At 46.5% G+C, this 24,353-nt stretch carries 19 protein-coding genes and 1 tRNA gene; 14 read left to right on the top strand and 6 right to left on the bottom strand.

Translation table 11 applies throughout. The features are described 5' to 3' along the window. Positions 1-43: 43 nt before the first annotated feature. The 5 genes from BN6465_RS19300 (at position 44) to BN6465_RS19280 (ending at position 5,976) form a co-directional block, all read left to right on the top strand. Positions 44-1,027: an ABC transporter substrate-binding protein gene (locus BN6465_RS19300; RefSeq protein ID WP_066738279.1), complete on the top strand. Its 984-nt coding sequence runs from the start codon at positions 44-46 to the stop codon at positions 1,025-1,027. Further along, positions 1,002-1,805 (top strand): ABC transporter permease, encoded by an 804-nt coding sequence (locus tag BN6465_RS19295; protein ID WP_082891798.1) that lies wholly within the window; start codon positions 1,002-1,004, stop codon positions 1,803-1,805. The genes BN6465_RS19300 and BN6465_RS19295 overlap by 26 nt, the downstream gene beginning before the upstream one ends. Before the next feature lie 2 nt (positions 1,806-1,807). Further along, positions 1,808-2,386 carry an ATP-binding cassette domain-containing protein gene (locus BN6465_RS19290; protein ID WP_066738276.1) on the top strand — a complete coding sequence of 193 codons (579 nt, stop codon included), beginning with the start codon at positions 1,808-1,810 and terminating at the stop codon, positions 2,384-2,386. 51 nt (positions 2,387-2,437) lie between these two features. Beyond that, a complete protein-coding gene (locus tag BN6465_RS19285) occupies positions 2,438-3,805 on the top strand; it encodes an MATE family efflux transporter (RefSeq protein WP_199882864.1) in 1,368 nt (455 codons plus the stop codon). Positions 3,806-3,876: 71 nt separating this feature from the next. After that, complete coding sequence (locus BN6465_RS19280) at positions 3,877-5,976, top strand: sodium-translocating pyrophosphatase (RefSeq protein ID WP_066738274.1); 2,100 nt, start codon at positions 3,877-3,879, stop codon at positions 5,974-5,976. On the opposite strand, the gene BN6465_RS19275 is transcribed toward BN6465_RS19280, so the two are convergent. After that, positions 5,933-6,823 carry a DMT family transporter gene (locus BN6465_RS19275; RefSeq protein ID WP_066738271.1) on the bottom strand — a complete coding sequence of 297 codons (891 nt, stop codon included), beginning with the start codon at positions 6,821-6,823 and terminating at the stop codon, positions 5,933-5,935. The genes BN6465_RS19280 and BN6465_RS19275 overlap by 44 nt on opposite strands. Positions 6,824-6,958: 135 nt before the next feature. Next, positions 6,959-7,840 (bottom strand): proline iminopeptidase, encoded by an 882-nt coding sequence (pepI, locus tag BN6465_RS19270; RefSeq protein ID WP_066738268.1) that lies wholly within the window; start codon positions 7,838-7,840, stop codon positions 6,959-6,961. A 230-nt stretch (positions 7,841-8,070) separates the two neighbouring features. Here pepI and BN6465_RS19265 point away from each other — a divergent pair, with 230 nt between their 5' ends. The 4 genes from BN6465_RS19265 (at position 8,071) to BN6465_RS19250 (ending at position 12,175) form a co-directional block, all read left to right on the top strand. Continuing rightward, positions 8,071-9,420: an MATE family efflux transporter gene (locus tag BN6465_RS19265; RefSeq protein WP_066738266.1), complete on the top strand. Its 1,350-nt coding sequence runs from the start codon at positions 8,071-8,073 to the stop codon at positions 9,418-9,420. A 2-nt stretch (positions 9,421-9,422) separates the two neighbouring features. Continuing rightward, positions 9,423-10,958, top strand: a complete 1,536-nt coding sequence (locus BN6465_RS19260; protein WP_066738263.1) for a sensor domain-containing diguanylate cyclase — start codon at positions 9,423-9,425, stop codon at positions 10,956-10,958. A gap of 108 nt (positions 10,959-11,066) precedes the next feature. Next, positions 11,067-11,137: transfer RNA gene (locus BN6465_RS19255), tRNA-Gly, on the top strand. A gap of 150 nt (positions 11,138-11,287) precedes the next feature. After that, positions 11,288-12,175: a hypothetical protein gene (locus tag BN6465_RS19250; RefSeq protein WP_066738258.1), complete on the top strand. Its 888-nt coding sequence runs from the start codon at positions 11,288-11,290 to the stop codon at positions 12,173-12,175. A gap of 43 nt (positions 12,176-12,218) precedes the next feature. Here BN6465_RS19250 and BN6465_RS19245 read toward each other — a convergent pair whose 3' ends face one another. Continuing rightward, positions 12,219-12,719 (bottom strand): QueT transporter family protein, encoded by a 501-nt coding sequence (locus BN6465_RS19245; protein ID WP_066738257.1) that lies wholly within the window; start codon positions 12,717-12,719, stop codon positions 12,219-12,221. A gap of 406 nt (positions 12,720-13,125) precedes the next feature. Beyond that, entirely contained in the window at positions 13,126-15,888 is a 2,763-nt protein-coding gene (locus BN6465_RS19240) for a M64 family metallopeptidase (RefSeq protein ID WP_066738254.1), read from the bottom strand. Positions 15,889-16,186: 298 nt separating this feature from the next. Between BN6465_RS19240 and asnS the strand changes: the two genes are divergently transcribed. From asnS to BN6465_RS19215, 5 genes are all read left to right on the top strand, one after another. Beyond that, positions 16,187-17,578, top strand: coding sequence for an asparagine--tRNA ligase (asnS, locus tag BN6465_RS19235; RefSeq protein ID WP_066738251.1), 1,392 nt, complete (start codon positions 16,187-16,189; stop codon positions 17,576-17,578). Between the two features lie 101 nt (positions 17,579-17,679). Next, complete coding sequence (vanR, locus tag BN6465_RS19230; protein ID WP_066738248.1) at positions 17,680-18,372, top strand: VanR-ABDEGLN family response regulator transcription factor; 693 nt, start codon at positions 17,680-17,682, stop codon at positions 18,370-18,372. Continuing rightward, complete coding sequence (locus BN6465_RS19225; protein WP_066738245.1) at positions 18,362-19,579, top strand: sensor histidine kinase; 1,218 nt, start codon at positions 18,362-18,364, stop codon at positions 19,577-19,579. The genes vanR and BN6465_RS19225 overlap by 11 nt, the downstream gene beginning before the upstream one ends. Next, positions 19,497-20,552 (top strand): metallophosphoesterase family protein, encoded by a 1,056-nt coding sequence (locus BN6465_RS19220; protein ID WP_066738235.1) that lies wholly within the window; start codon positions 19,497-19,499, stop codon positions 20,550-20,552. The genes BN6465_RS19225 and BN6465_RS19220 overlap by 83 nt, the downstream gene beginning before the upstream one ends. 3 nt (positions 20,553-20,555) lie before the next feature. After that, entirely contained in the window at positions 20,556-22,115 is a 1,560-nt protein-coding gene (locus BN6465_RS19215; RefSeq protein ID WP_066738232.1) for an ATP-binding protein, read from the top strand. A 41-nt stretch (positions 22,116-22,156) separates the two neighbouring features. Here the strand turns inward: BN6465_RS19215 and BN6465_RS19210 are convergent, their stop codons facing one another. Together BN6465_RS19210 and BN6465_RS19205 are read right to left on the bottom strand one after the other, a co-directional pair. Next, positions 22,157-23,344: a ribose-phosphate pyrophosphokinase gene (locus BN6465_RS19210; protein ID WP_066738229.1), complete on the bottom strand. Its 1,188-nt coding sequence runs from the start codon at positions 23,342-23,344 to the stop codon at positions 22,157-22,159. After that, positions 23,344-24,339, bottom strand: a complete 996-nt coding sequence (locus BN6465_RS19205; RefSeq protein ID WP_066738227.1) for an ATP-binding protein — start codon at positions 24,337-24,339, stop codon at positions 23,344-23,346. The genes BN6465_RS19210 and BN6465_RS19205 overlap by 1 nt, the downstream gene beginning before the upstream one ends. Between the last annotated feature and the right edge of the window lie 14 nt (positions 24,340-24,353).

Here is a 24,353-nt window from a genome sequence, read left to right as displayed (position 1 = left end):
TATAATCTGTGATATGATAGGAGATAGGGAGGAAAGGAAGATTATGAGAAAGAAAAAAATAGTTACTGTTTTGCTGACTTTTGTTATGAGTATCAGTGTGCTTGTGGGATGTGGGGCTGAAGAGAAGAAGGAAGAGGATAAGTCCTCTGAACCACAGGTAGTCATAAAGCTGGGGGCGTTAAAGGGGCCTACGGCTATGGGAATGGCACAAATACTTGACGATGAAAACTATAATGTTTCTATTGTGGCGTCTCCCGACGAGATTGTGCCTATGATTGTGCAGGGGCAGGTGGATATTGCCGCAGTTCCGGCTAATCTGGCATCTGTGCTTTATAATAAGACACAGAAACAAATCAGTGTTCTTGCCGTCAATACACTGGGTGTACTTTATCTGGTGGAAAATGGTGACGGCATCCAGTCCGTAGAGGACTTGAAGGGCAAGACAATCTATGCCAGTGGGAAAGGAGCCACTCCTGAATACGCGTTAAATTCTGTTCTGGAGGCCAATGGAATCGACCCGGTGTCTGATGTCACGATAGAGTACAAGTCTGAACATGCTGAGGTGGTATCTGCTTTGGCGGCGGACAATACAGCGGTGGGGCTTCTGCCGCAGCCATTTGTCACTACCGCTCTGGCCAAAAATGAACAGCTCAGAGTGGCGCTGGATCTAAACGAATTGTGGGAAACTGGAAAGGATGACGGCAGCAAACTTGTGACTGGGGCGGTAGTCGTCAGAAATGAATTTCTGGAAGCACATAAGGATGAGGTCGCTCACTTTATGGATGCTTATAAAAAGTCTGTGGATTTTGTGAACAATAAGGCAGATGCGGCGGCAGAGATTATCGGCGCCCATGATATCGTGGCGAGTGAGATCGCTGCCAAGGCTATCCCGGAATGTAGTATTGTATTTATCGAGGGCGCCGAGATGAAGACAATGTTGTCCGGATATCTGGAGACACTCAATGCACAAAACCCGGAAACTATCGGAGGGACTATGCCGGATGATGCCTTCTACTACGAACGGTAATTCAAACTACAATCACAAATCAAAAGTAAATATTCCTGCCTGGCTGGCAAAGGCGCCGGCAATCTTGTTTTGGCTTCTGGTATGGCAGGCTGCCAGTATGAAACTGGAACAGGAGATTCTTTTGGCGTCTCCTGTTTCTGTGGTAAAAAAGCTGGGGGAACTTGTCTGTACCGGTGATTTCTGGCGCTCCGCCGCATTTAGCTGCGGCAGGATAGGAGCTGGATTTGTGCTTGCTCTGGCGCTGGGAATTGTGCTGGCCATACTGGCCCACCGTTTCTGGGTGGCGGCGGCCTTGCTGACCCCTCTTATGGCTGTGATTAAATCCACACCTGTCGCTTCTTTCATTATTCTCTGCCTGATATGGATTCCCTCAAAGAATCTGTCGGTATTTATTTCATTTCTCATGGTGCTGCCTGTGGTATATACGAATTTACTTACAGGAATCGGCCAGACTGATAGAAAGCTTTTGGAGATGGCGGATGTATTTTCAGTGCCTCTGCGGAAACGGGCTTTTACTATCTATCTGTCGCAAGTGCTGCCTTATCTGGTGACGGCCTGTACATTGGGACTAGGGCTCTGCTGGAAAGCCGGTGTGGCGGCAGAGGTAATCGGCGTGCCGTCGGGTTCTATCGGGGAGAAGCTGTATCACGCAAAAGTATATTTGAATACGCCGGATTTGTTTGCGTGGACGATTGTCATTATTGCTATCAGCTTTTTATTCGAGAAATGTTTTCTTTGGCTTCTTGGGAGGCTGGAAGAAAGGATTGAGAGGATGTAATAATGGATATAATTGTAGAGCATTTGTCAAAATCATATAATAATCTTCAGGTGCTGAGGGATTTTTCGTTTCGTTTCCCGGAGAAAAAGACTACTTGTATCTTGGGGGAGTCGGGCTGTGGCAAAACGACGCTTCTTCATATTATTCTGGGAATTGAGAAAGCGGATGCAGGGAAAGTATCAGGTGTGCCTTATGGAAGGCTGAGCGCGGTCTTTCAAGAGGACAGACTGTGCGAGAATTTAAGCGCTGAAGCCAACATACGTTTAGTAGGTAAAGGGAGAATCGGCGAGGCGCAGATTCGGGATACCATGGAGGCCGTGCGTTTGTCGGAGGCTTTCCATAAGCCGGTGAGAGAACTGAGCGGAGGGATGAGGCGCAGGGTGGCTGTCGTGAGAGCCCTTCTGGCAGACGCCGAGTGCATCGTTATGGATGAACCGCTGAAGGGGCTGGACGAGGAAACCAAGGCGGCTGTACTTCGGGTAATCAAAGAATATACGGAAGGAAAGACTTTGATTGTAGTGACCCATGACAAAGAAGAACCCCGCTTATTTGGGGCAGCGGCTTTGCTTGAGATGCCATAAGGTAAGTATAGGAAGAGGGAGAAATGATATTTTAGAAAGAAGGTTGTGGGTATGAGAATCTCGCAGATGACGGCGGAGCAGAAGGCGGAATATATGACTACTGCGCCAGTGCTGGGACTTGTAAGCCAAATGGCGGTTCCGACGATAATCAGTATGCTTGTTACATCTTTTTATAATATGGCGGATACCATGTTCGTCGGCAGAATTAATACACAGTCCACTGCTGCGGTGGGAGTCGTATTTTCGGTGATGGCAATGATTCAGGCCATTGGATTTTTCTTTGGCCACGGCTCCGGCAATTATATATCCAGAAAGTTGGGGGCGCAGGAATTTGAGGACGCCAGAAAAATGGCGGCCACCGGTTTCTTTTCGGCGTTTGCCACCGGTATACTATTCGGGGCGCTGGGACTACTCTTTTTAAGGCCACTTTCAATTCTGCTGGGTTCTACCGGCACGATTCTGCCTTACACCATGAGTTATCTGCGGATTATTCTTCTGGGGGCGCCGTTTATGATGTCCTCACTTGTCATCAATAACCAGCTTCGGTTTCAAGGGAGCGCGTCTTTGGCCATGATAGGCATCACCGTAGGGGCGGTATTGAATATTATCCTTGACCCGCTACTGATATTTGTATGTCATATGGGGGTGGCTGGCGCTGCGCTTGCCACAGTAATCAGTCAGGTCGTCAGCTTTTTTATTCTTCTCAGATTAAGTATGAAGGGTGGAAATTTTCGGATTTCATGGAAGAATTTTACGTTCTCCAGATATTATTTTTTTAACATTTTTAAAGGAGGGGTTCCTTCTCTGTGCCGACAGGGTCTGGGGAGCGTGGCCACGGTCTGCCTGAATACGGCGGCCGGTGTGTATGGCGGCCTGTATGCGGACGCGGCCATTGCGGCTATGGGAATCGTCTCCAGAATCACCATGTTCGCTAATTCGGCTATGGTCGGGTTCGGGCAGGGGTTTCAGCCTGTGTGCGGAACCAATTATGGGGCGAAAAAATATGAGCGTGTCAGGGAAGCCTTTTTCTTTTGTGTGAAAGTGTCGTTCGGAGCCCTTCTTGTGATTTCGCTTGCCGGTTTTATCTTTGCGAGGCCGCTGGTTCACTTATTCCGCAATGATGTGGACGTGGTGCGTATAGGAAAACTGGCGCTGCAGCTGCAGTGTGCGGTGTTTCCGTTAAATGCGTGGATAGTCATGTCCAATATGATGCTACAGACAATCGGTAAATCGTTGAAGGCCTCGATTATTGCTGCTGCGAGACAGGGACTTTTCTTTCTTCCGCTGATATTTTTCCTGCCAAAGGTATTTGGCCTTTTAGGGGTGCAGATGTGTCAAACAATATCAGATATATGTACTTTTACGATAGCCATACCGATAAGTGTCAGTGTATTAAAAGAAATGAAGAAAAAAATCTGAAAAATATATCAATATCCATAGAGAAGTAGTATAATAACATAGAAGCATCTGTATTGAGAGGAGGTTTTTCTATGGATAACAAGCTGGCATTACTTACCCTATGTGGATCAATTATTGCCCTGTTGTTTGCCGCGACAAGGGCGCAGAAGGTACTTCGCTTTCCCGAGGGAAACGATACTATGGTAAAAATCGCGGCGTCTATCCGGTCTGGAGCTATGGCTTATCTGAAGCGCCAGTACCGGATTTTACTCATTTTTTTTGCGGGGATGTTTCTTATCCTTACAGTAATGGCAGCGTGTGGATTCTTGACCTGGTTCGTGCCCTTTGCCTTTATCACCGGAGGATTTTTCTCCGGCCTGTCCGGATTCGTGGGTATGAATATAGCGACCCGGGCGAATGCGCGCACTGCGGCGGCCTGCCAAAAGGGGCTGAACAGGGGACTTAAAGTAGCGTTTTCTGCCGGCTCTGTTATGGGATTCACGGTTGTGGGACTGGGACTTCTGGATATTTCTATTTGGTACTTGCTGCTCAGGCTTGTCTTTCATCTGCCCATTGAAGAGATTACGAGCGCCATGCTGACCTTTGGCATGGGGGCATCCTCCATGGCGCTGTTCGCCCGTGTCGGAGGAGGAATATATACGAAGGCAGCAGATGTGGGGGCGGATCTAGTAGGCAAAGTAGAGGCGGGAATCCCTGAGGACGATCCTAGAAACCCTGCGGTCATTGCTGACAATGTAGGAGACAATGTAGGTGATGTGGCTGGCATGGGAGCAGATCTTTATGAGTCCTATGTAGGCTCCGTGCTCTCTGCATGCGCGCTTGGCGTCATCGCCTTTAATAAGATAGAAGCGGTGGACCGGGTCAACGCGGTGGCGTTACCGATGGTATTGGCTGCAGTTGGGGTGCTGGCCTCCATTATCGGGTCTATGCTTGTCAAGACTGGAGAAAATACAGACCAAGGTACTTTGCTCAAAGCGCTGCGCAGAGGAACTAATACCAGCGCTTTATTGATTGCGGTCGTTGCATTTCCGCTGGTGTGGTTTATTTTTGGAAAAGCATTTATTGGATTTTACTTTGCGATTATTGCCGGATTGATTGCCGGTGTACTGATAGGATTTTTTACAGAATTTTTCACCTCGGACAGCTATAAGCCGACAAAAGGGCTGGCGGAGAAGTCTCAGACGGGACCGGCCACAATTGTTATCGGTGGAATCAGCCTTGGAATGCTCTCCACGGCTGTCCCGATTCTCATCATCGCAGTCTGTGTTATGGCGGCCTATACATTTTCAGGCGGATTTACCGAGACGACCAGAGGGTTATATGGCATAGCGCTGGCGGCGGTCGGAATGCTTTCCACGCTTGGAATCACTCTTGCGACTGACGCTTATGGCCCTATCGCTGACAATGCGGGCGGGATTGCCGAGATGTCCGGGCTGGAACCGGAGGTGCGCGGCAGGACAGACGCTCTCGACTCGTTGGGCAATACGACGGCGGCCACCGGAAAAGGATTTGCCATTGGCTCTGCCGCGCTGACGGCGCTGGCATTGATTGCGTCCTATGTAGAAAAAGTACAGCAAGTAGGAGGAGCAGGCGTGGAACTCAATATGAGCGTGATGAATCCTCCGGTACTGGTGGGAATCTTTATCGGGGCGTGTCTGCCATTCGTGTTTGCGGCGCTTACGATGTCGTCCGTAGGACGGGCGGCGCAGAGCATTGTCGTGGAAGTAAGGAGACAGTTCAGAGAAATCAAAGGATTGATGGAAGGAAAGGCTGAGGCTGATTATGAGGCCTGCGTAGACATTTGTACGAAGGCAAGCCTTCATGAGATGGTGCTCCCCACCATTCTGGCAATCGTCACTCCTGTGGTGGTGGGACTTCTGCTGGGATACAACGGAGTGATCGGGATGCTGACAGGCGCCACATCCACCGGTTTCCTGATGGCGGTATTCATGTCCAACTCCGGCGGGGCGTGGGACAACGCGAAGAAATATATTGAAGGGGGCGCGTACGGCGGCAAAGGAAGTGAGGCCCACAAAGCCGCGGTAGTTGGCGACACGGTAGGAGATCCTTTTAAAGATACGTCTGGACCGTCCATCAATATTTTAATCAAATTATTGTCCATGGTATCTATTGTTTTCGCCGGGCTGATTGTGAACTTCCATTTGTTCTGATACTTTTATAAAGATACATGGCAAGGGAAGCGCCAAATATAATAATGTACCCTATGATACTGGTGATTCCCGGAATCTCGTCCCACAGAAGAAAGCTCCAAATGCCTGCGAATATAACAATGGTATAGTCATAGATAGAAATATCGCTTCCCGGTGCGTTGGCATAAGCTGCCGTGATAGCAAACTGTCCCCCGGAGGCAAATAGGCCGGCCAGCAGAAGGTAGAGCAATTGCAGGCCGCTCATGGGCACATAGGCAAAAAGCAGGTAGGGCAGCGTCACGAGGCAGGAAAAGGCAGAGAAGAAGAATACGATAAAAGGATTCTTTTCCCCTCTGAGACTCAAGCCTCGGACGGCTGTGTAAGCGGCGCCTGCGGCAAGTCCTCCGAGGAAGCCGATGACGGCGGGCAGAGCCTCTTGAAACTGGAAGCCGGGCCGGATGATGAACATGCTCCCCACGAAGGCGGCTGTCATCGCGCCTGTCTGAAATAGTGTCACCTTTTCTTTCAGGAAAAAGAAAGAAAACAGAATGACAAAGAAGGGAGACAGCTTATTCAGCATGGAGGCGTCTGCAAGGTTCATGTGGCTGATAGCATAGAAGTTGCAGAGGATGCCCAGCGTTCCGAATGAGGCGCGCACGACAAGAAGACCTAGGTTCCCCTTCTGCCAGCGGAAGGGGGTATGGCTTTTTACGAGGAGAACGGCGGCCGCAACTACAGCGACAGAATTTCTGAAAAAGCTTTTTTGTATAGAAGGCAAGTCTCCCGACAGTTTTACAAACATGTTCATCAGGGAGAAACAAAGTGCAGAAAGTATAATAAAAAGAATCCCTTTTTGCTTTTTAGACATGATCGATCAGCTCCTTTTTTGTAGCAAATGAGGCATTTTAAGTATAATTGCTATTATATGGCGTGAGCTGGGAAAATGCAAATAAAAAAATAGGATGGTACTTGCAGAAATATCTGTAGTACCATCCGTCTTTTATTAGTCGTGCTGTTCCATCCATTCATTGACAAGTTTACAGTATTTGTCATTTTCTTCAACGAAGCACATATGGCGGCAGCCATCGAAGAGTTCCCATTTAGAATTAGGAATCAGGTCGTACATTGTCTTTGCCACAAGCGGTGTGCACAGATCGTTTGTACCGTTAATGATAAGAGCCGGTTCTTTGATATCACCAATCTTATCACGGTATTCCCAGCCTCCGAGGCTTCCTGTAGGATTGTATTCGTTTGGCCCCCAGCCGGCAACGTAAGCTTCTGAACCGGATTTCTTCGGGCGGCGCAGACATTCCGGAGAATCTTCTGTCACCTCGCCGGCGCAGTGGAGAAGCATAAATCTTTCATTTGCGGCAAGATATGCAGGATCGTCAAAGTTTCCTGTAGCTTCAGCCTTGGCGATAGCGTCTTGATCTTCCTGAGACATGAACTTAATCATGCGGTGCTGCTCATGAGCCCACAGCTCTGCAGCCGGTAATGTACTGGAAAGAATAACGGATTTTACACCTTCTGGTTTGTAATCGCAGAGATACTCAATCGCGAGCATTCCGCCCCAGGATTGTCCGAGAAGATGAACTTCGTCGAGTCCAAGGTGCTTTCTAAGTGCGATCAGCTCATTATCCCATGTCTCAGAGCACCACAATTCCGGGTGTCCGTCTACATAAGAATTCCCACAGCCAAGCTGATCGTAAGAGATGATGGCGCGTCCTTCTTCAGCCAGTCTGTCCAACACTTCAAAATAGTTGTGTGTGGAGCCCGGCCCCCCATGAAGAAGCAGAAGCGGCTTCTTGTTACCTGTACATTCGCCTACGATTCGATAGTAAGTCTGATACCCCAAGTATGGCATGTAACCTTCAATGACTTTCATATTATACCTCCTTGCCGTCTGTGCGGCATTTGAAAATTTTTGAAGTTATTCCCGTAACTTCAAAGTTCGTGAATATTATAACATTTCTATGTTTTTTATACAATAGACAACAGGGAAAGGGGTTAAAAAAATAGTTTATAATTTATGTAACTTCCTCTTAAAAATAACCTGTAAATCTTGTATACTGTAAGGTAGGTGTTACTAAAGAATGAAAGAGAGAGGATATATAGATGAAAAGGTCAACGACAATGACGGAAGGAAGCATCTGGAGGCAGATAATCCGTTTTTCGATTCCTTTGATATTGGGGAATTTGTTCCAGCAGCTCTATAATACGGTAGATTCAATCATTGTGGGTAATTATATAGGCAGTGAAGCTTTGGCGGCAGTGGGCTCCAGCGGCTCGCTGATTAACTTGCTGCTTGCGTTTTGTATCGGGGCGTCGGCCGGGGCAGGTGTTATTATCTCCCAGTACTATGGCGCAGGGGACGCAAAGGGCATGAAAACAGCTGTACATACAACGCTGGCCATATCTGTTGTGTCCGGCGCGGTCATGACTGTTGTGGGAATCGCAGTGACTCCGATTGTGCTTCGATGGATGGGCACGCCGCAGGAAGTATTTTCGCAGTCGGTAATCTACATGCGGATTTATTTTGGTGGAATTCTATTTTCTGTCATCTACAATTTTGCGGCCGGTATCTTAAATGCGGTGGGGAACTCTAAGAAGGCCCTGCAGTATCTAGTCATAGCCGCAGGCTCCAATGTAGTACTGGACTGGGTGTTCGTAGTGGTTTTCCATATGGGCGTAGAAGGGGTTGCCCTTGCTACCGATATCGGCCAGTTCCTTTCTTTCATCTTTATCATCCGCTTTATGGTAAAGAGTGAAGATATGTTCCATGTTTATCTCAAAGAAGTCCGAATGGATATGAAAATGGCCGGAAAGATTATAAAAGTAGGGCTTCCCACCGGTATACAAAACATGGTAATCTCTTTTTCCAATGTGGTAATACAGTCCAGCGTCAATAGTTTTGGCTCCACGCTGATGGCGGCATTCGCAGCCTATGTTAAGATTGACGGCTTTAACATCATGCCTGTCATGAGCTTCAGTATGGCGGCCACTACATTTACCGGTCAGAATGTGGGAGCTAAGAAATATGACAGAGTGAAACGTGGGATGTGGGTAGCCATGGGCATGGGTGTTGTATATACATTTATTACAACAGTACTGCTCCTGAGATTTGGCAGCCAGATAATGGGCGTTTTTGTAAACGATGCGGAGGTCATTTCGCTGGGAGTCTATATTCTCCGGTTTTTCTGTCCTTTTTATTTTATCCTTGCAATTATGCATATTCTTGCGGGTACGGTCAGGGGAACAGGCAAGACTTTGCCGCCTATGTTCATAATCATATTTGCACTCTGTGTCTACCGGGTTATCTGGATAAATATTACGGTTCCGATTTTCCGCGAGATGAAGTGGATTTTCATGGCGTATCCAATATCTTGGGCCATCGGTGCTATACTTATGGTATTGTACGCGTGGAAGGCTAAGTGGATGCCCAAACATGAGGAGGCGCCGGAATAGATATGGGAAAGATTAAAAAGAGAAATCGGAAAAAAGCGTTTATATTTGCGGCAGTTTTTTTAATTGTGAACATTTTGGCTATTATAATTGTGAGCAGGAGAGAGACGAGGGCTGTGGATGCCAGTCTGGCGGCCTGTGCGGAGGAGACAAAGGACAGGTTCGAAGAGATTCTGAACGGCTATCGGCATTCATTTCATCTATTCACGGAGATGCTTAGCCAAGAAATCGAACATAATCCGAATCCGGATGATATATGGAATTACTTAAAAGATATGGACACAGCGCTTGCACAGATAGAAGGAAAGACCTTCGACGGCGTGTACATGTATTATAAAGGTCGTTACCTCTACAGCTGGGACACTCCTTATTCTCAATATGAACAAACGGGATATGATGCCACACAGCGTCCGTGGTATAAGGACGCGGCGGCGGGCGGAGGTGAGGTCGTTTTTACGCCGCCCTACAAGAGCTATGCCAACAATTATATTTTGACTACAATATCACAGATGCAGCCGGACGGTGAGACCGTGTTCGCCTACGATATCAGGATGGAAGATATTCAGACGCTGGTGGCCAGACAGAACTTTTATGAGAACCAGCAGATTTTGATTTACGATGAGAATGGCACGGTAATCGGCAGTACAGTTCCTGAGTATCTGGGGGATAATTTGTATGGGACTTTCGCCGGCGAATCAACGGATTCTTCGGAAAAATTCCTACAGTTCAGAGAGCGGCTCGGTGATAGTTTAAAAGAGCTGGAGTCGGCCGAGGGAAAGGCGGAGCGTGTAAGCATTGGCGGAAGGCAATATTATGGCTGTGTTCTTGGAGACGGGGGATTCCGCTTTATGATATTGGCTCCACAGGGGTCTATACTGAAAAAGACGGCGGAAATATGGCTTGTGCCCCTTCTCGTGGTTGAGCTGCTGTTAATCTACGTGCTTGCCAGTATAAGCCGAGGCCAGCACAATAGAGAATTGAGAGAAGCCTATGTAGAGCTTGGACAGACGCAGAAAAGGCTGGAAATAGCATTATCGATGGCACAGAAGGCCGCGGCTGTCGACGACCTTACGGGGATGATGAATGCCAAGTCGTTCCGCAAGGAATTATTACATGTGCTGTCAACTTTGGAGGAAGAGGAGCACGGCATACTTGTCATGCTGGACGGAGACCATTTTAAGCACATAAATGATGAGTATGGGCATAATGTGGGGGATGAAGTCATAAAACTTACGGCGCAGATGATTATAGGACGTATCAGGACTGTGGACTTGGCTTCCCGCCTGCATGGCGATGAGTTTGCCATATTTATTGCGGATACTTGTGATTACGAGGTCGCAAGAAAGATTATGGCGGACATTAATTTTTCCATAGCCAAGGAAGCGCAGAAACGGAACATGCCTGCGCTTACCTTGTCGTCAGGAGCGGTGGTAGCCAGAAACGGAGATGGTTATGCTACGCTTTTCAAGGCGGCGGATGAGGCGCTATATAAAGCAAAAGAAACGCACAATGGTGATTTTTCCTGTGCCGAGACTAGATAGTGAAGCTAGATATGGGAATCCGCAGACATTAATTTTGTCTGCGGATTAAAAAAATTAATTATGATGCTTGACAAATAAAAAACAGTATATTATAATCGTAAGAGTCATGCGGGTGTAGTTCAATGGTAGAACACCAGCCTTCCAAGCTGGATACGTGGGTTCGATTCCCATCACCCGCTTTTTTCATACCCAAAAGAGTCTGGAATATCCGGATTCTTTTTTTATCATATAGGAAAGCCCTTTGAACTTTCCTATATAACAAAAACCCTCCGGGGGGGTGCACACAATGTGCAAAGTGTATTGGTCGTGTTCGGCAGGAGGAATAAGAGATGAGATGGCTGCAAAGGATAAATAAAGCGCTGGCGATGGAGCTCAGGGAACATAAAAGTTCTTTTATTGTCTATTTAGTGCTCAGGGCGCTTGTCATACTCTGTATGGTACTTCAGATATTGAATAAGAATTATGAGAATGTATTTCTATGCATATTGACGCTGATATTGCTGATTATGCCAAGTTTGATTCAGCTTAATCTGAAAATAGAACTTCCCACTACGCTGGAAATCATCATACTCTTGTTTATTTTCTCGGCGGAGATATTGGGCGAGATTCAGGAATACTATATTAAGTTTCAAAATTGGGATACCATTTTACATACATTGAACGGCTTTTTGATGGCGGCCATCGGCTTTTCACTGGTCGATATCTTAAACCGGGAAGAGCGGCTGAAGTTTGAATTGTCGCCTGTTTTTATGTCTATTGTAGCATTTTGTTTTTCCATGACAGTGGGAGTTGTGTGGGAATTTTTTGAATACGGTATGGATACTTTTTTTGGAATGGATATGCAGAAGGATACCATTGTCCACATGGTGAACTCTGTGATGCTGGATCCGGAGGGAAGGAATATTCCTACCGCCATTCACAATATTAATGACGTAATTATAAACGGAAAAAGCCTTGGTCTTGGAGGCTATCTGGATATAGGACTGCATGATACGATGAAAGACTTGCTTGTGAATTTTGTAGGCGCGGTCGTCTTTTCTGTGATTGGATATTTTTATATCAAGCATAAAGGCAAGGGTAAGGTTGCGGGGAGATTCATTCCGCAGCTAAAGAAGAAGGAAGCGGATTTTCTCAGTATTGTGGAGGAAGAAGAGCGGAACGAAAAAAGTGAGAAGGGGGCTGAAGCAGCGTCCAAAGCTGAAACGGCAGATAAATAGTTACAGGCAGCTATCATCTTTAAAGGACGATAGCTGCCTGCTTTTAGTTTGAAACAGCTGTTGTTTTAAAAATCGTGTTTTTGTACTTATGCAGTGCGGCATATAGAATAAGTCCCAATACTCCGCAGGAAAGAATCTCGCCTGCACCGACGGTGAGCATCATAAAAGGAATCGGCAGTCCGATACCATATCCGTATCGAAGCACAAATGGGACGATTAAGATATTGGAAAGTATCGGGGGGATTGGTGCCATAAATTTACCGTGCCCTCTCAAGAGATATGTGAAGCTGGCGCCCAACAGTGTCGCAATACTTCCGAAAATGATATCCGGCAAAATCGCGCCTCCTAAGATATTGCCAATAAGACATCCTATAAATAGTCCCGGAATAGCGGCCGGTGTAAAGACCGGCAAAATGGTCAGGGCTTCGGCCAGACGAATCTGGATTTCCCCGAAAGAAAGGGGTGCAAAGACTACGGTCAGCACCACGTAGATAGCAGCAATCATCGCCGCCTGCGTCATGAATAATACATTTTTGTTCTTCATATGAAATTCGCTCCTTTAGTTTTGTTTTACGTGAGGAAGGTCTCGAACTCACGCTTTATTTTTGCTGAGATGCCCGTGAATGGGGATGTACAGCGATTTGTAGTATAGCACGGTAAGGAGATAAAAGCAAGCTGTACCAACAAGTTACCCACAAGCAAGATAAATTGATAGAGGGCAATATAATTACCTCACTCAAATTAAGTCCTCATATATGCCGGCTTTTACAGAATCGATGAACATATGTATAAATAGCCAAAACAACACAGGAGTTATTTGGTTCATGGGAAAACAATATCGGGAACGAAGGAGAGTTGCTCTTTTAAGTACCAAATTCTAAAATGAAAAACGCCTACCCTGTGCCAGCAGGATAGGCGTTCCCATTAAGGTATAACTTAATCGTTGGTTACTACTTTATACGGCGTCTGCGATAAGTAAGCGTGATAATCAAAGTGAGGGCGCCTAATCCCAGAACGCTGTATACCATGATTGGACTGGAATCACCAGTCTGTGGGTTTTTGTTCTGCTTGTCAGGGGGAACGGGCTTGTTGCTGTCATCGGGTTTGTTACCGCCCGGTTTGTTATCATCGCCGGGATTTTCTTCTTCTTTTACCGGCTGGATAGTATAAGGAGTTAACCCCCTTGACGGTGGAATGCTGTATGTTTCTCCGTTTACAGTAACTTTCTTATAATGGCGTCCTTCATCCATATTTAGCTCTGCAAATGCAAAATAATTGCCCGCTTTAGACGGTGCTGAATCAAGTTTTGTGCCGGGGACTCCGTTGTTATCCTCGTAGTAGGTCATGGTGTAGGAGACGCCGTCTGCCGCAGTCCCGAGTACATAGGTATAGAAGTAGGGGGCCAGATCATAGGCGGTTCCGTCTTCTACAAAAGTCTCGTTATAGGCGCGGCTTAAGACTGGAGCATAATCGGTGCCGTACCAAGTGTAGTACAGGAACTTTAAGAACTCAACCCGCTGAGCCGCTGCCGCTTCATCTGAATCCGCCCGATAGCCAATGGGCTGTCCGGTAAAGTGATTGAAGAGCTCTTTGGCGGCAAAATCCATATCACTTTCACTTGTCCCGGAGAAAACGGTTAAACGACTGTTGGCTACGGCAGCGTTTTCGGATACGTTGTCTTCATTTACAATGACCACTGTAGCCGTATAGTAGGACGTGATTTGATAATAACCTACATAGGATGCGCCGCCGACACTGTCTTTATCCGGGTCTGTTGAAGGAATCAGCTTACCATTCTCATCCAGAGACATACTAAAGTAAGTGTCCTTCGCAGAGGATGGAGTGGAAATACCAGATTCGTTGGACACCGTCTCGACAGTATGGTAATTGAAGTGAATATCGGCTTCCTTATAGGGCTCGGTATTACGGAAGTATTCCACGTATTTTTTAGCGATTGCTTCGAATTCGTCCTGCTGGTCGGCGGTAAAGCCTTCTCCTGCGAATACGAGTGTCTTATTATTGTAATAGGGCATAGCCCCGGGATAATCGTTTGTGTCATGATTATAAATGGTTGATGTCTTGAACTTAATGGCGTAGGATGCCTTTTTGACGCTGACTAATTTGTCACTTTCTTTGTCGTATGCGGTCAGTGTGACCTCATATTTTCCTGGGACGATTGGAGCCTCATCACTGTCATAACTCCGGATAATTTTGGATGAATAGTCAATTTTTCCGGTGTAGTGAGCTTTGGTATAATACTCTTTGTCATAATCGACGGAGAAGTCTAAAGTCACAGGAGTCCCGTCATAGACTTTATCTGCTACACTCAAAGTAATCAAATCGGCCGGTTCAATGGTGAAATTTGTCGTCAGTGATACGCTGTCATAGGAAGCATCTCCACTGTAAGCTGCTGTTACGGTATAATTACCTGCCTCAGTAGGCGCGCCGGGAAGAACATTTCCGATGCTGTCTTTATACTCAAGCGTGAATCCATCCCCGAGCTGGTCGCCGGTTGCTTCGGAGTCTCCTTTTCTGATAATAAAGTATTCCCGGATATCCTTTGGTTCGCCGTCTTCATGAAGTATGTCTGCATACTGCTGATAGAATAGTTTCGTAATCTGAGAATAGCTGCTGAATGCATTCCGCAGGGCTTCTTTACAGACTTCACAGAACGCATATTGCTCACCTAGATAACGCATCTTGCAGCTCTCGTGGGGGCGGTACCAGCCGTTTCCCCCATCGTCGTATTCATAGATGCCGACACCGTTCTTACCAATAAAACGTTTCCATTTGATAGTCTCCGGGTCATTGTTCTTTGTCATGTTCGCGTATTCTCTGGCATAGTCTTTTCCGGCAAAGTATTCGTCCGCCAGATTAGCGATGGTATGGCCCAGTTCGTGCAGCATCATCTCCAGAGATTCGCTGTTTAAGGAGGCAACACAGACTTGCCCGCCGCTTCCGCCGTAAGTTTCGGAATTGACAATGATGACGTTAAAGTCGGCCGCCGGAAGGAATTGATTCTTGAGCCGGTTGGCCTCGGCTGCGCCAGCGCTGCTTACCGTCAAGAGCCGCTGCATGCCTCCGGACCAGAAGGAGGTACCGAAGTAAGTATCTCTCGTGTCGGCGTTGGCCTGCTCTTGATTTGTGGCTTTATCCGCTCTTGCGCCGGACTCATTGGATACGACGCCCATAGCATAGATTTTGAATACATCTTTAAACTCATCGTAGGGAGAAGTATTCATAACGTACTCTGCGGTTGTTTTTGCCTCTGTAAAGAAGTTGCCTTGTTCATTTTCAGTGAAACCATCACCGAAAATAAGCAGGACAAAGGCGTCTTCGTCGGATAGATTTTCATCTCCGTATACAAGCTCTAGTGGATAGGTTTGTTGTGGCGCGGCCTTCTCTTTTGCTGGCTCAGCAGAATTAGAAGGTTGTTCTGCCACGGATTCTTCTGGTGACTCTACCATAGGAATTTGGATGTCAGGCACCATATTTTCTGATGGTGGTATCAAGTCTGAAGATTGGCTATCTTCCCCCTCGGGGACAATCTCGGGAGTTTCTGGATTGTTCCCATTGTTGTCGGTCTCCTCAATCTGCGGAACATCTGCTGCAAATCCTGTGACGGTGCAGACCGGTGAGAATACCATAGAAAATATAAGTCCGATGGCGAGAAGTAAGGGGTACAGTTTGTTGATTCTTTTCTTGAATTTCATACAAGTTCCTCCTATAAACGTTATCGACTCGAATCGACATATATTTTGTTAATATAATAACATACTCTACTGGGGAGCACCATGACGCAATAGCTCGTATGGACTTGCGTTTTGGTAATGTTATACAACGTAAAAGTTTAAAAAGTTAAAATGTATGTTATAAAACGGAAAAACTGGGTATAATTTTCCCAAGAATCTTAAAATATGTGTTATAATAGGCCCATGACGGCATTGACTAGTGTGCCCGGCCGGCACAGTATGAGTATTGCAATCAGTAAGACGATGGAGGAATTTTATCATGGAATTAATAACAGTCAAAGAATTATATAAGAACAAGGAGCAGTATCTGGGCAAGGAAGTCCGTATCGGCGGCTGGGTCCGCAGCATTCGTGATTCCAAGGCTTTTGGATTCATAGTAGTAAATGACGGTTCTTTTTTTGAGCCATTGCAGGTAGTCTATCATGACACCATGGACAATTTTGCGGAGATATCTAAATTAAATGTAGGAGCGGCCATTGTTGTCAGGGGGACTTTAATAGCTACTCCGCAGGCGAAGCAGCCGTTTGAGATTCAGGCGGAAGAGGTGGAAGTGGAAGGTGCGTCCGCTCCGGACTATCCACTCCAGAAGAAGCGCCACAGTTTCGAGTATTTGAGGACTATCGCTCATTTAAGACCACGCACGAATACATTTCAGGCTGTATTTCGTGTGCGCTCTTTGGTTGCCTATGCAATTCACAAGTTCTTTCAGGAGAGAGGGTTTGTCTATGTGCATACTCCGCTGATTACCGGAAGTGACTGTGAGGGGGCAGGCGAGATGTTCCGTGTCACTACCCTCGATTTGGAGAATGTGCCGAAGAATCCGGACGGCACGGTGGACTATACACAGGATTTCTTCAATAAAGAAACAAGCTTGACTGTCAGCGGCCAGCTGAACGGCGAGACATATGCGCAGGCTTTCCGCAATATCTATACTTTTGGCCCGACCTTCCGCGCGGAGAATTCTAATACGACGCGCCATGCTGCAGAGTTCTGGATGATTGAGCCGGAGATCGCTTTTGCGGATTTGGATGACGATATGATGCTGGCTGAGAGTATGCTCAAATATATCATCAGCTATGTGTTAGAGCAGGCGCCGGAGGAGATGAATTTCTTCAATTCATTTGTGGATAAAGGGTTGCTGGAGCGCTTGAACCATGTGGTGAATTCGGATTTTGCGCGTGTCACGTACACGGAGGCTATTGACATTCTTGATAAGAACAACGATAAATTTGAATATAAAGTGTCATGGGGGGCAGACCTGCAGACGGAGCATGAGAGATACCTTACGGAAGAAGTATATAAGCGCCCGGTGTTTGTAACGGATTATCCGAAGGATATCAAGGCATTCTATATGAAGATGAATGAGGACAACAAGACGGTTGCGGCAGTAGATTGTCTGGTGCCGGGAATCGGTGAGATTATCGGGGGAAGCCAGAGGGAAGATGACTACGATAAGCTGGTCGCTAGGATGAAAGAGATGAACCTCAATGAGGCGGATTATGAATTTTATCTGGATTTGAGAAAATATGGCTCTACCAGACATGCCGGATTCGGACTTGGTTTTGAGCGCTGTGTGATGTATCTGACTGGTATGCAGAATATCCGCGACGTTGTGCCGTTCCCGAGAACTGTAAATAACTGTGAGTTATAGGCTGGGAGCCGGTATATAAGACCCGGAGGCGGGTCTGCAGACTGTGAAGAAGGTGAGAGAAGTGGGGGAGCACGACACCTGAAAGGAACAGGAGGCAGAGTATGAATAATATTTTAGTTGTAGATGACGAAAAGGAGATTGCAGATGTTGTAGAGCTTTATCTGCAGAATGAATATCATGTCTTAAAATTTTATACAGGCGGGGAAGCCCTCGCCTGTATAGAGAATACGAAAATAGATCTTGCAATTCTGGATGTGATGCTGCCTGATATTGACGGTTTCACCATTTTAAAGAAGATTCGGGAGAAGTATACATTCCCGGTTATCATGCTGACGGCGAAGACGGAGTATCTAGATAAAATCACAGGTCTTACGATGGGGGCGGATGATTACATACCGAAGCCCTTTAATCCGCTTGAGCTGGTGGCGCGGGTGAAAGCCCAAATGCGCCGTTATACCCAGTACAATGACGGAGCTAAGAATGAGGACGATGAGGTTATCGACTTTGGCGGCCTTGTTCTGAAAAAACAATCCCACGAGTGTACATTTAATGAGCGCCAGTTGATGCTGACGCCTATTGAGTTTGATATTTTGTGGCTTTTATGCGAAAATCGTGGAAAGGTCATAAGTTCAGAACAGCTATTTGAATCAGTATGGAAAGAAAACTACTATAAAAACAGCAACAATACCGTGATGGTACATATCCGGCACCTGCGTGAGAAGATGAGCGGGCCGACTGGCAAATCGGATTTCATCAAGACGGTATGGGGAGTTGGATATAAAGTTGAAGAATAATTATCGAAAGCTAAAGCTCAGTATTTTGCTGCAGACTGTCTTTGTAACGGCTCTGACCGTTCTTGTGGGCGGAGTAATTTTAGAATTCGTGATCGACGGGATATACAATGACAGTTTTGCGAACCTGTTCGTACAGTTTATGAGAGATATGAATGTCAGCGAAGAGACGGCGGTCAGTCTATACTGGCAGCTTATCGGGGATAACAAAGTGTTTTTTATGATACTTGGTTTCCTTGCATTGTTCTCACTGTTTTTTTACATAGCGCTGTCAAAGATGACAAAGTATTTGGATCAGGTGGGGGAGGGGATTGAGAATATTCTCTCGGATTCCGCCGAGCCCATTCATCTTATCACAGAACTGAAGCCACTGGAACTGAAGCTGAATGAAATTAAAAATACGTTAAAGAGACAGGAGCAGGAGGCAGCCCAGATTGAGCAAAAGAAGAATGATTTGGTGCTGTTTTTGGCACATGATCTGAAGACGCCGCTCACCTCGGTGGTGGCATATTTGTCCATGCTAGATTCTCATCCAGAGATGTCGGTGGAGGAGCGGGCGAGATATACACACATTTCTCTGGAAAAAGCAATCAGGCTTGGGGATTTGATCAGTGAATTTTTTGAAATTACGAAATTCAATCTACAGGATATCGTCTTGGAACCTGTGGAGCTGAATTTGACAATGATGCTGGAGCAGATTGCCGATGAGCTATATGGAGTTCTTCAAGAAAAGGGGCTGAGCTGTCAAGTAGAGGCAGAGGAAGAGCTGATTATCTATGGCGATCCGGATAAGCTGGCCAGAGTTTTTGATAATATCTTAAGAAATGCTATTGTTTACTGTAAAGAAAATACTTCATTAGAAATATCGGCGGTACTTTTGGGCGACGCGGTGGGAATCAGCTTTGCCAATGAGGGAGAGAAGATTCCTGAGGAGCAGCTGGAGCGTATATTTGATAAGTTCTACCGGGCCGACCTTGCCCGCTCGAGCAGCACCGGGGGAGCAGGTCTGGGGCTGGCCATTGCCAAGGAGATAGTGGAACTGCACGGCGGGACTATCCGGGCGGAGAGCGATGAGGAAAAAACGAGATTTATTGTGGTACTGCCACTGAAGAAAGAAGGGGAGAAACATGAAGTTCATACACGCAGCGGACGTACATTTAGGTGCAAGTCCGGACGCAGGAAGTTCATACACAGAAAACCGCGGCACTGAATTGTGGGAGAGCTTTGAAAGGCTTCTAAAAGTTTGCGAAGAGGAGAGAGTAGATTTGCTGCTGCTGGCGGGGGATCTCTTCCACCGTCAGCCGCTTTTGCGGGAGTTGAAGGAGGTGGATTATCTCTTCTCAAATCTTTCTGTGACGAAGGTGGCGCTGATAGCCGGCAACCACGATTATATAAAGCCGTCTTCCTATTACCGGACATTTCAGTGGAGCGAGAACGTATATCCCCTATTTGGGGAAAGCATAGATGTGGCAGAGCTGGAAGAACTGGGGGTGTGCATATACGGTTTGAGTTATCACCAGAGGGAGATAACGGAAAGACTTTACGATTATGCGTTTCCGCAGCACAGACAGCCTATAGAAATCTTGTTGGCCCATGGAGGAGATGAGAAGCATATTCCGATAAATAGAAATAAATTAATTGACTTGGGTTATGATTATATTGCTCTGGGACATATTCATAAACCGGCGGCAGTAGAAAAGAATCAGATTTATTACGCAGGGTCTCTGGAGCCTACAGATAAGAACGACACAGGAAAGCATGGATTTATCCGTGGCGAGATAATTGGTGGGGAGACAAGAGCTGAGTTTGTTCCTTTTGCGGGGAGAGAATACATTTTCATGGAAGTGGAAGTGGATGCGAAGATGACGAGCCGTGCAGTGAAGGAAAAGCTTACAAGCATGATTGCGGACAGGGGAACAGAAAATATTTTTAAAATTGTGCTGACAGGTTTTAGGGAGCCTGACATGCTCTATGAAGTAGACAGCATGGATGTATATGGAAATATTCTGGAGATTGTTGACGAGACCGAACCGGCTTATGATTTTGATAAGCTGCAGAGACAGAATTCAGAGAACCTGCTGGGCAAATATATTGAGTGCCTTAGGGAGAGCAAAAAGGGTAGTGTGGAATATCAAGCATTGTTTGAAGGTGTAAAGGCGCTTTTGGAGACGAAAAGGGGTTAATGGATGAAACTGACTGAGATGACTCTCAAAAATTTTGGGAAATTTACAGAAAAGAATATTCGGCTGTCAGAAGGAATTAATTTAGTTTACGGGGAGAATGAGTCGGGAAAGTCTACGGTACATACCTTTCTAAAGGCGATGCTGTTTGGACTGGAGAGAGGGCGCGGAAGAGCGTCTGTCAATGATACCTTTCGAATGTATGAACCTTGGGAACAGCCTAATTATTATGCGGGAATCTTGAGGTTCTCCTGTGGGAACCGGAATTTTAGGTTGGAGCGGAATTTTGATAAGTATTCGAAGAAAGCGATTCTCTTTTGCGAAGATGACGGGGAAGAATTGTCATTGGAGCATGGAGACTTGGAGATGCTTCTGGAAGGTATGGGAGAGGCGGAGTATGAGAATACGGTGGCGGTTGGACAGCTCAAAGCCCCCACAGGGCAGCCTCTGGCCGCTGAACTAAAGAACTATGCGGCTAATTATTATGCGTCCGGGAATGGAGAGATTAATCTGGACGGGGCTGTTTCTTTGCTGAAGAATAAGAAGAAAGAGCTGGAAAAGGAAGTAAAGGAGGCCGGCAGGGAAAAGCAGAAAAAGCGGGATAAGATTGAACTGGAGGCTTCTTATGTCTGGAGAGATCTCCATCAGCTGGAGAAAGAGCTTGCACAGGCACAGGAGAAGGCGGACATCTATCTCTCTAAGAAAAAAGAGAAGGAAGAAGAACAGGCACGCATGCAAGAGCAGGAAGAGCAGGCGGGAACGTTTGACAAGTGGAGAATCCATCCGCTGGAGCTGTTTGGCATGGTTGCCGCTTTTATCTTGTCTTTTGTTTTATTTCACCGGCCATGGAACTTTCTGGTGGCTATCGTGGTAGCGCTGGCAGAAGGGTTGTACGTGTGGAACTGCATGAAAGACGGGAGAAATAAGAAACCCGTCGATTTACAGCAGGAGCAGGAAGAGGAAGAGCAGGTCTTGATAGAATCTAATCTGGAAAAAGCCCTGTGGCGCAGTGAGAAGCTTAGAGAGGATTACAAAGAGAAGCAGATACAGTACGGCAACCTTCAGGAACAGCTGGAGGAACTGGACGAGGTGAGCTTAGTATATAAGGAACAGGAAAAGAAGCGTCTGGCGCTTGAAATGGCAGTGGATACGATTATGAAGCTGTCAAAAGACATGCAGGACAGGCTGGGAGAAATTTTAAATGAAAAAGTATCTTCCATTCTCAATAAAATTACCGGAGGCAAGTATGAGAAGGTGTGGGTAGACGAAGAGCTGCATATCCACCTGCTTTCCGATGGGCGCAAGGTAGCTGTGGAGCAGGTGAGCAGGGGAACTATCGAACAGGTTTATTTTGCGCTTCGAATGGCGTCGTCGGATGTGCTTCACGAGGAGAAGTATCCCGTTATCCTCGACGATACCTTTGCCTATTACGATGATAGGAGACTTGCGCAGACACTGTGTTGGCTGGCGGAGGACGACCGGCAGGTATTGATTTTTACGTGCCAAAAAAGAGAAGAGGATGCCTTGAAAGAAATAGGGGCAGCATATAACAAAATTGAGATTTAAAACGGACTCCGAAGAGTCCGTTTTTTAAGTGATGAATTTGATTAATTGATTTCCTCGCCGTTGCGATACTTTTGAAGAATATTCTGGATACGTTCGCTTGGATCAAGGATATCGCTGATTGAGCCATCGTGGTTCAATGTATCGATGACAAGTGCAATATATTTGCTCATGTCGCAGTCAATATAATAAGGTTTGCTCAGGAGTTCCGGCGTCTGATAAATCAGATTGGTGGTCAGAATCCCGTCCAAAAGTCCATCCTCGTAAGCTTTGTCGAACTTGTCCAAACCATTGGTGAAAAGTCCGAATGTAGCCGCGGCGAAAATTCGTTTTGCCTTGCGGGCTTTCAACTGTTTGGCTACGTCTAGAATACTGTCTCCGGAGGAAATCATGTCATCTAAAATAATCACATCCTTGCCTTCCACGGAGGAGCCCAAAAATTCATGAGCTACTATGGGGTTGCGCCCGTTCACGATACGAGTGTAATCACGGCGTTTGTAGAACATTCCCATGTCCAGACCAAGTACGTTGGCAAGATAAATGGCACGTCCTGTAGCGCCCTCGTCCGGGCTGATAGCCATCATATGGTCGCTGTCTATCTGAAGATCCTTCACATTGCGGAGCAGTCCTTTTACAAACTGGTAAGCTGGACGTATCGTCTCAAAACCGCTGAGGGGAATCGCGTTCTGAACCCGTGGGTCATGGGCGTCAAAGGTAAGTATATTATCTACCCCCATGCGGACAAGCTCCTGAAGAGCAAGCGCACAGTCCAATGATTCTCTGCCGCTGCGTTTGTGTTGGCGGCTTTCATAGAGAAACGGCATAATGACGTTCAAGCGTCTTGCCTTGCCGCCTACTGCGGCAATAATACGTTTGAGATTCTGGAAATGGTCGTCCGGTGACATGTGGTTGATATTTCCCGTAAGCGAGTAGGTCAGGCTGTAATTCAATACATCAATCATCAGATAGATATCCTTTCCTCTCACTGATTCTTCGATGATTCCCTTCGCTTCCCCGGAGCCAAAGCGTGGCACTTTCGCATTGATGAGATAAGTGTCCTTTTCATATCCGGTGTAGACAATATTGTCTTTGTTGGCGTTGGTATCTTCCCTGCGCCATTGCACAAGGTAATCATCTACCATTTTCCCCATCTCCTGACAGCCGTCCAAAGCAATGATGCCAAGGGACCCTACCGGAATATTGTCCAGATTACGTTCTGTTCGGTGTAACATTAGTCTGCCTCCCTGTTCATTAGTTTCTTTTGAATTCGAATATCATCTCCAACTAACCGCAGCATAGTGTAATGGCTGCTGATTCTTGAAAAAATACGTTCTGTATATCTAGATTTTATATCATCCAAAGACAAATTGGTTGACACAATTGTAGATTTTTTTCGCAGTATCCGCTCATTGAAGCAGACAAAAAGCTGGGATACGGTAAACGCGGTGCTTCGCTCAGTTCCCAGATCATCAATTATCAGTAAATCGCAGTCGAGTATGTGCTCATAAGCGCTTTCATTCAAATCCTCCCGGTCCAGCGCCCGGTTCTGGAAGATGTCCAAAAGAGAGGCGGCCGTCAGATACAGGACGGAGTGGGAAGTTTCAATCAATTCCCGGGCAATACAGTGGGTGAGGAAGGTTTTGCCGGTTCCGGTACTGCCATATAACAACAGATTGTGAAAACAGCTGTCAAAATCAGCGACAAAATCTCGACAGACAGTAAGAGCTCTCTTGGCAATATCCAGAGAACTTGCGCCCGTCAGACGGTCAATATAGTTGCAGGAATAAAAATCAAGAGAGAAGGTGTCAAAATTCTCCTGTGATAGAATCTCCTGCAGGTTAGACTGGGTGTAGAAGAGGTCAATAGCCGCTTTCAGAAAACAGTGGCATTTGTTCTTACCAATATATCCGGTATCATGACAGTCAGAGCACTCATAAACCGGCTCCAGATAGTCTTGGGGATAACCTGCGGCTGCAAGCAGCCTGCTGCGCTTATCGGCAAGATTGTGAATCTCCTTCTTTAATTCTTCAAGAGCCGCTGTATCACCTGCCAAAAGCTTTCTGGCCTGATTCACGCTCAGAAAGGAAATCATGTTGTCGACTTCTTTGACAGCGGGAAGCTTCTCGTAGATTTCTTCATAACGCCGGTTAAGGCGGTCACGGCTTTTTAATTGTTTTTGCTCATACATACGCATGAGAGCGTTATGCTGTTCGTTACTTAAAGGCACGGTATACCTCCTTG

Origin of the sequence: Bariatricus massiliensis (assembly GCF_900086725.1) — a bacterium.
Classification (GTDB): domain Bacteria; phylum Bacillota; class Clostridia; order Lachnospirales; family Lachnospiraceae; genus Allocoprococcus; species Allocoprococcus massiliensis.
Note: the sequence above shows the minus strand (reverse complement) of the source record. Positions and strands in the feature narration are given on the sequence as shown.

What these genes read in the sequence shown, in the direction of transcription:
- BN6465_RS19300 (WP_066738279.1), top strand. Translation starts at nt 44, where the DNA reads ATGAGAAAGAAAAAAATAGTTACTGTTTTGCTGACTTTTGTTATGAGT.
- BN6465_RS19295 (WP_082891798.1), top strand. Translation starts at nt 1,002, where the DNA reads ATGATGCCTTCTACTACGAACGGTAATTCAAACTACAATCACAAATCA.
- BN6465_RS19290 (WP_066738276.1), top strand. Translation starts at nt 1,808, where the DNA reads ATGGATATAATTGTAGAGCATTTGTCAAAATCATATAATAATCTTCAG.
- BN6465_RS19285 (WP_199882864.1), top strand. Translation starts at nt 2,438, where the DNA reads ATGAGAATCTCGCAGATGACGGCGGAGCAGAAGGCGGAATATATGACT.
- BN6465_RS19280 (WP_066738274.1), top strand. Translation starts at nt 3,877, where the DNA reads ATGGATAACAAGCTGGCATTACTTACCCTATGTGGATCAATTATTGCC.
- BN6465_RS19275 (WP_066738271.1), bottom strand. Translation starts at nt 6,823, where the DNA reads ATGTCTAAAAAGCAAAAAGGGATTCTTTTTATTATACTTTCTGCACTT.
- pepI (WP_066738268.1), bottom strand. Translation starts at nt 7,840, where the DNA reads ATGAAAGTCATTGAAGGTTACATGCCATACTTGGGGTATCAGACTTAC.
- BN6465_RS19265 (WP_066738266.1), top strand. Translation starts at nt 8,071, where the DNA reads ATGAAAAGGTCAACGACAATGACGGAAGGAAGCATCTGGAGGCAGATA.
- BN6465_RS19260 (WP_066738263.1), top strand. Translation starts at nt 9,423, where the DNA reads ATGGGAAAGATTAAAAAGAGAAATCGGAAAAAAGCGTTTATATTTGCG.
- BN6465_RS19250 (WP_066738258.1), top strand. Translation starts at nt 11,288, where the DNA reads ATGAGATGGCTGCAAAGGATAAATAAAGCGCTGGCGATGGAGCTCAGG.
- BN6465_RS19245 (WP_066738257.1), bottom strand. Translation starts at nt 12,719, where the DNA reads ATGAAGAACAAAAATGTATTATTCATGACGCAGGCGGCGATGATTGCT.
- BN6465_RS19240 (WP_066738254.1), bottom strand. Translation starts at nt 15,888, where the DNA reads ATGAAATTCAAGAAAAGAATCAACAAACTGTACCCCTTACTTCTCGCC.
- asnS (WP_066738251.1), top strand. Translation starts at nt 16,187, where the DNA reads ATGGAATTAATAACAGTCAAAGAATTATATAAGAACAAGGAGCAGTAT.
- vanR (WP_066738248.1), top strand. Translation starts at nt 17,680, where the DNA reads ATGAATAATATTTTAGTTGTAGATGACGAAAAGGAGATTGCAGATGTT.
- BN6465_RS19220 (WP_066738235.1), top strand. Translation starts at nt 19,497, where the DNA reads ATGAAGTTCATACACGCAGCGGACGTACATTTAGGTGCAAGTCCGGAC.
- BN6465_RS19215 (WP_066738232.1), top strand. Translation starts at nt 20,556, where the DNA reads ATGAAACTGACTGAGATGACTCTCAAAAATTTTGGGAAATTTACAGAA.
- BN6465_RS19210 (WP_066738229.1), bottom strand. Translation starts at nt 23,344, where the DNA reads ATGTTACACCGAACAGAACGTAATCTGGACAATATTCCGGTAGGGTCC.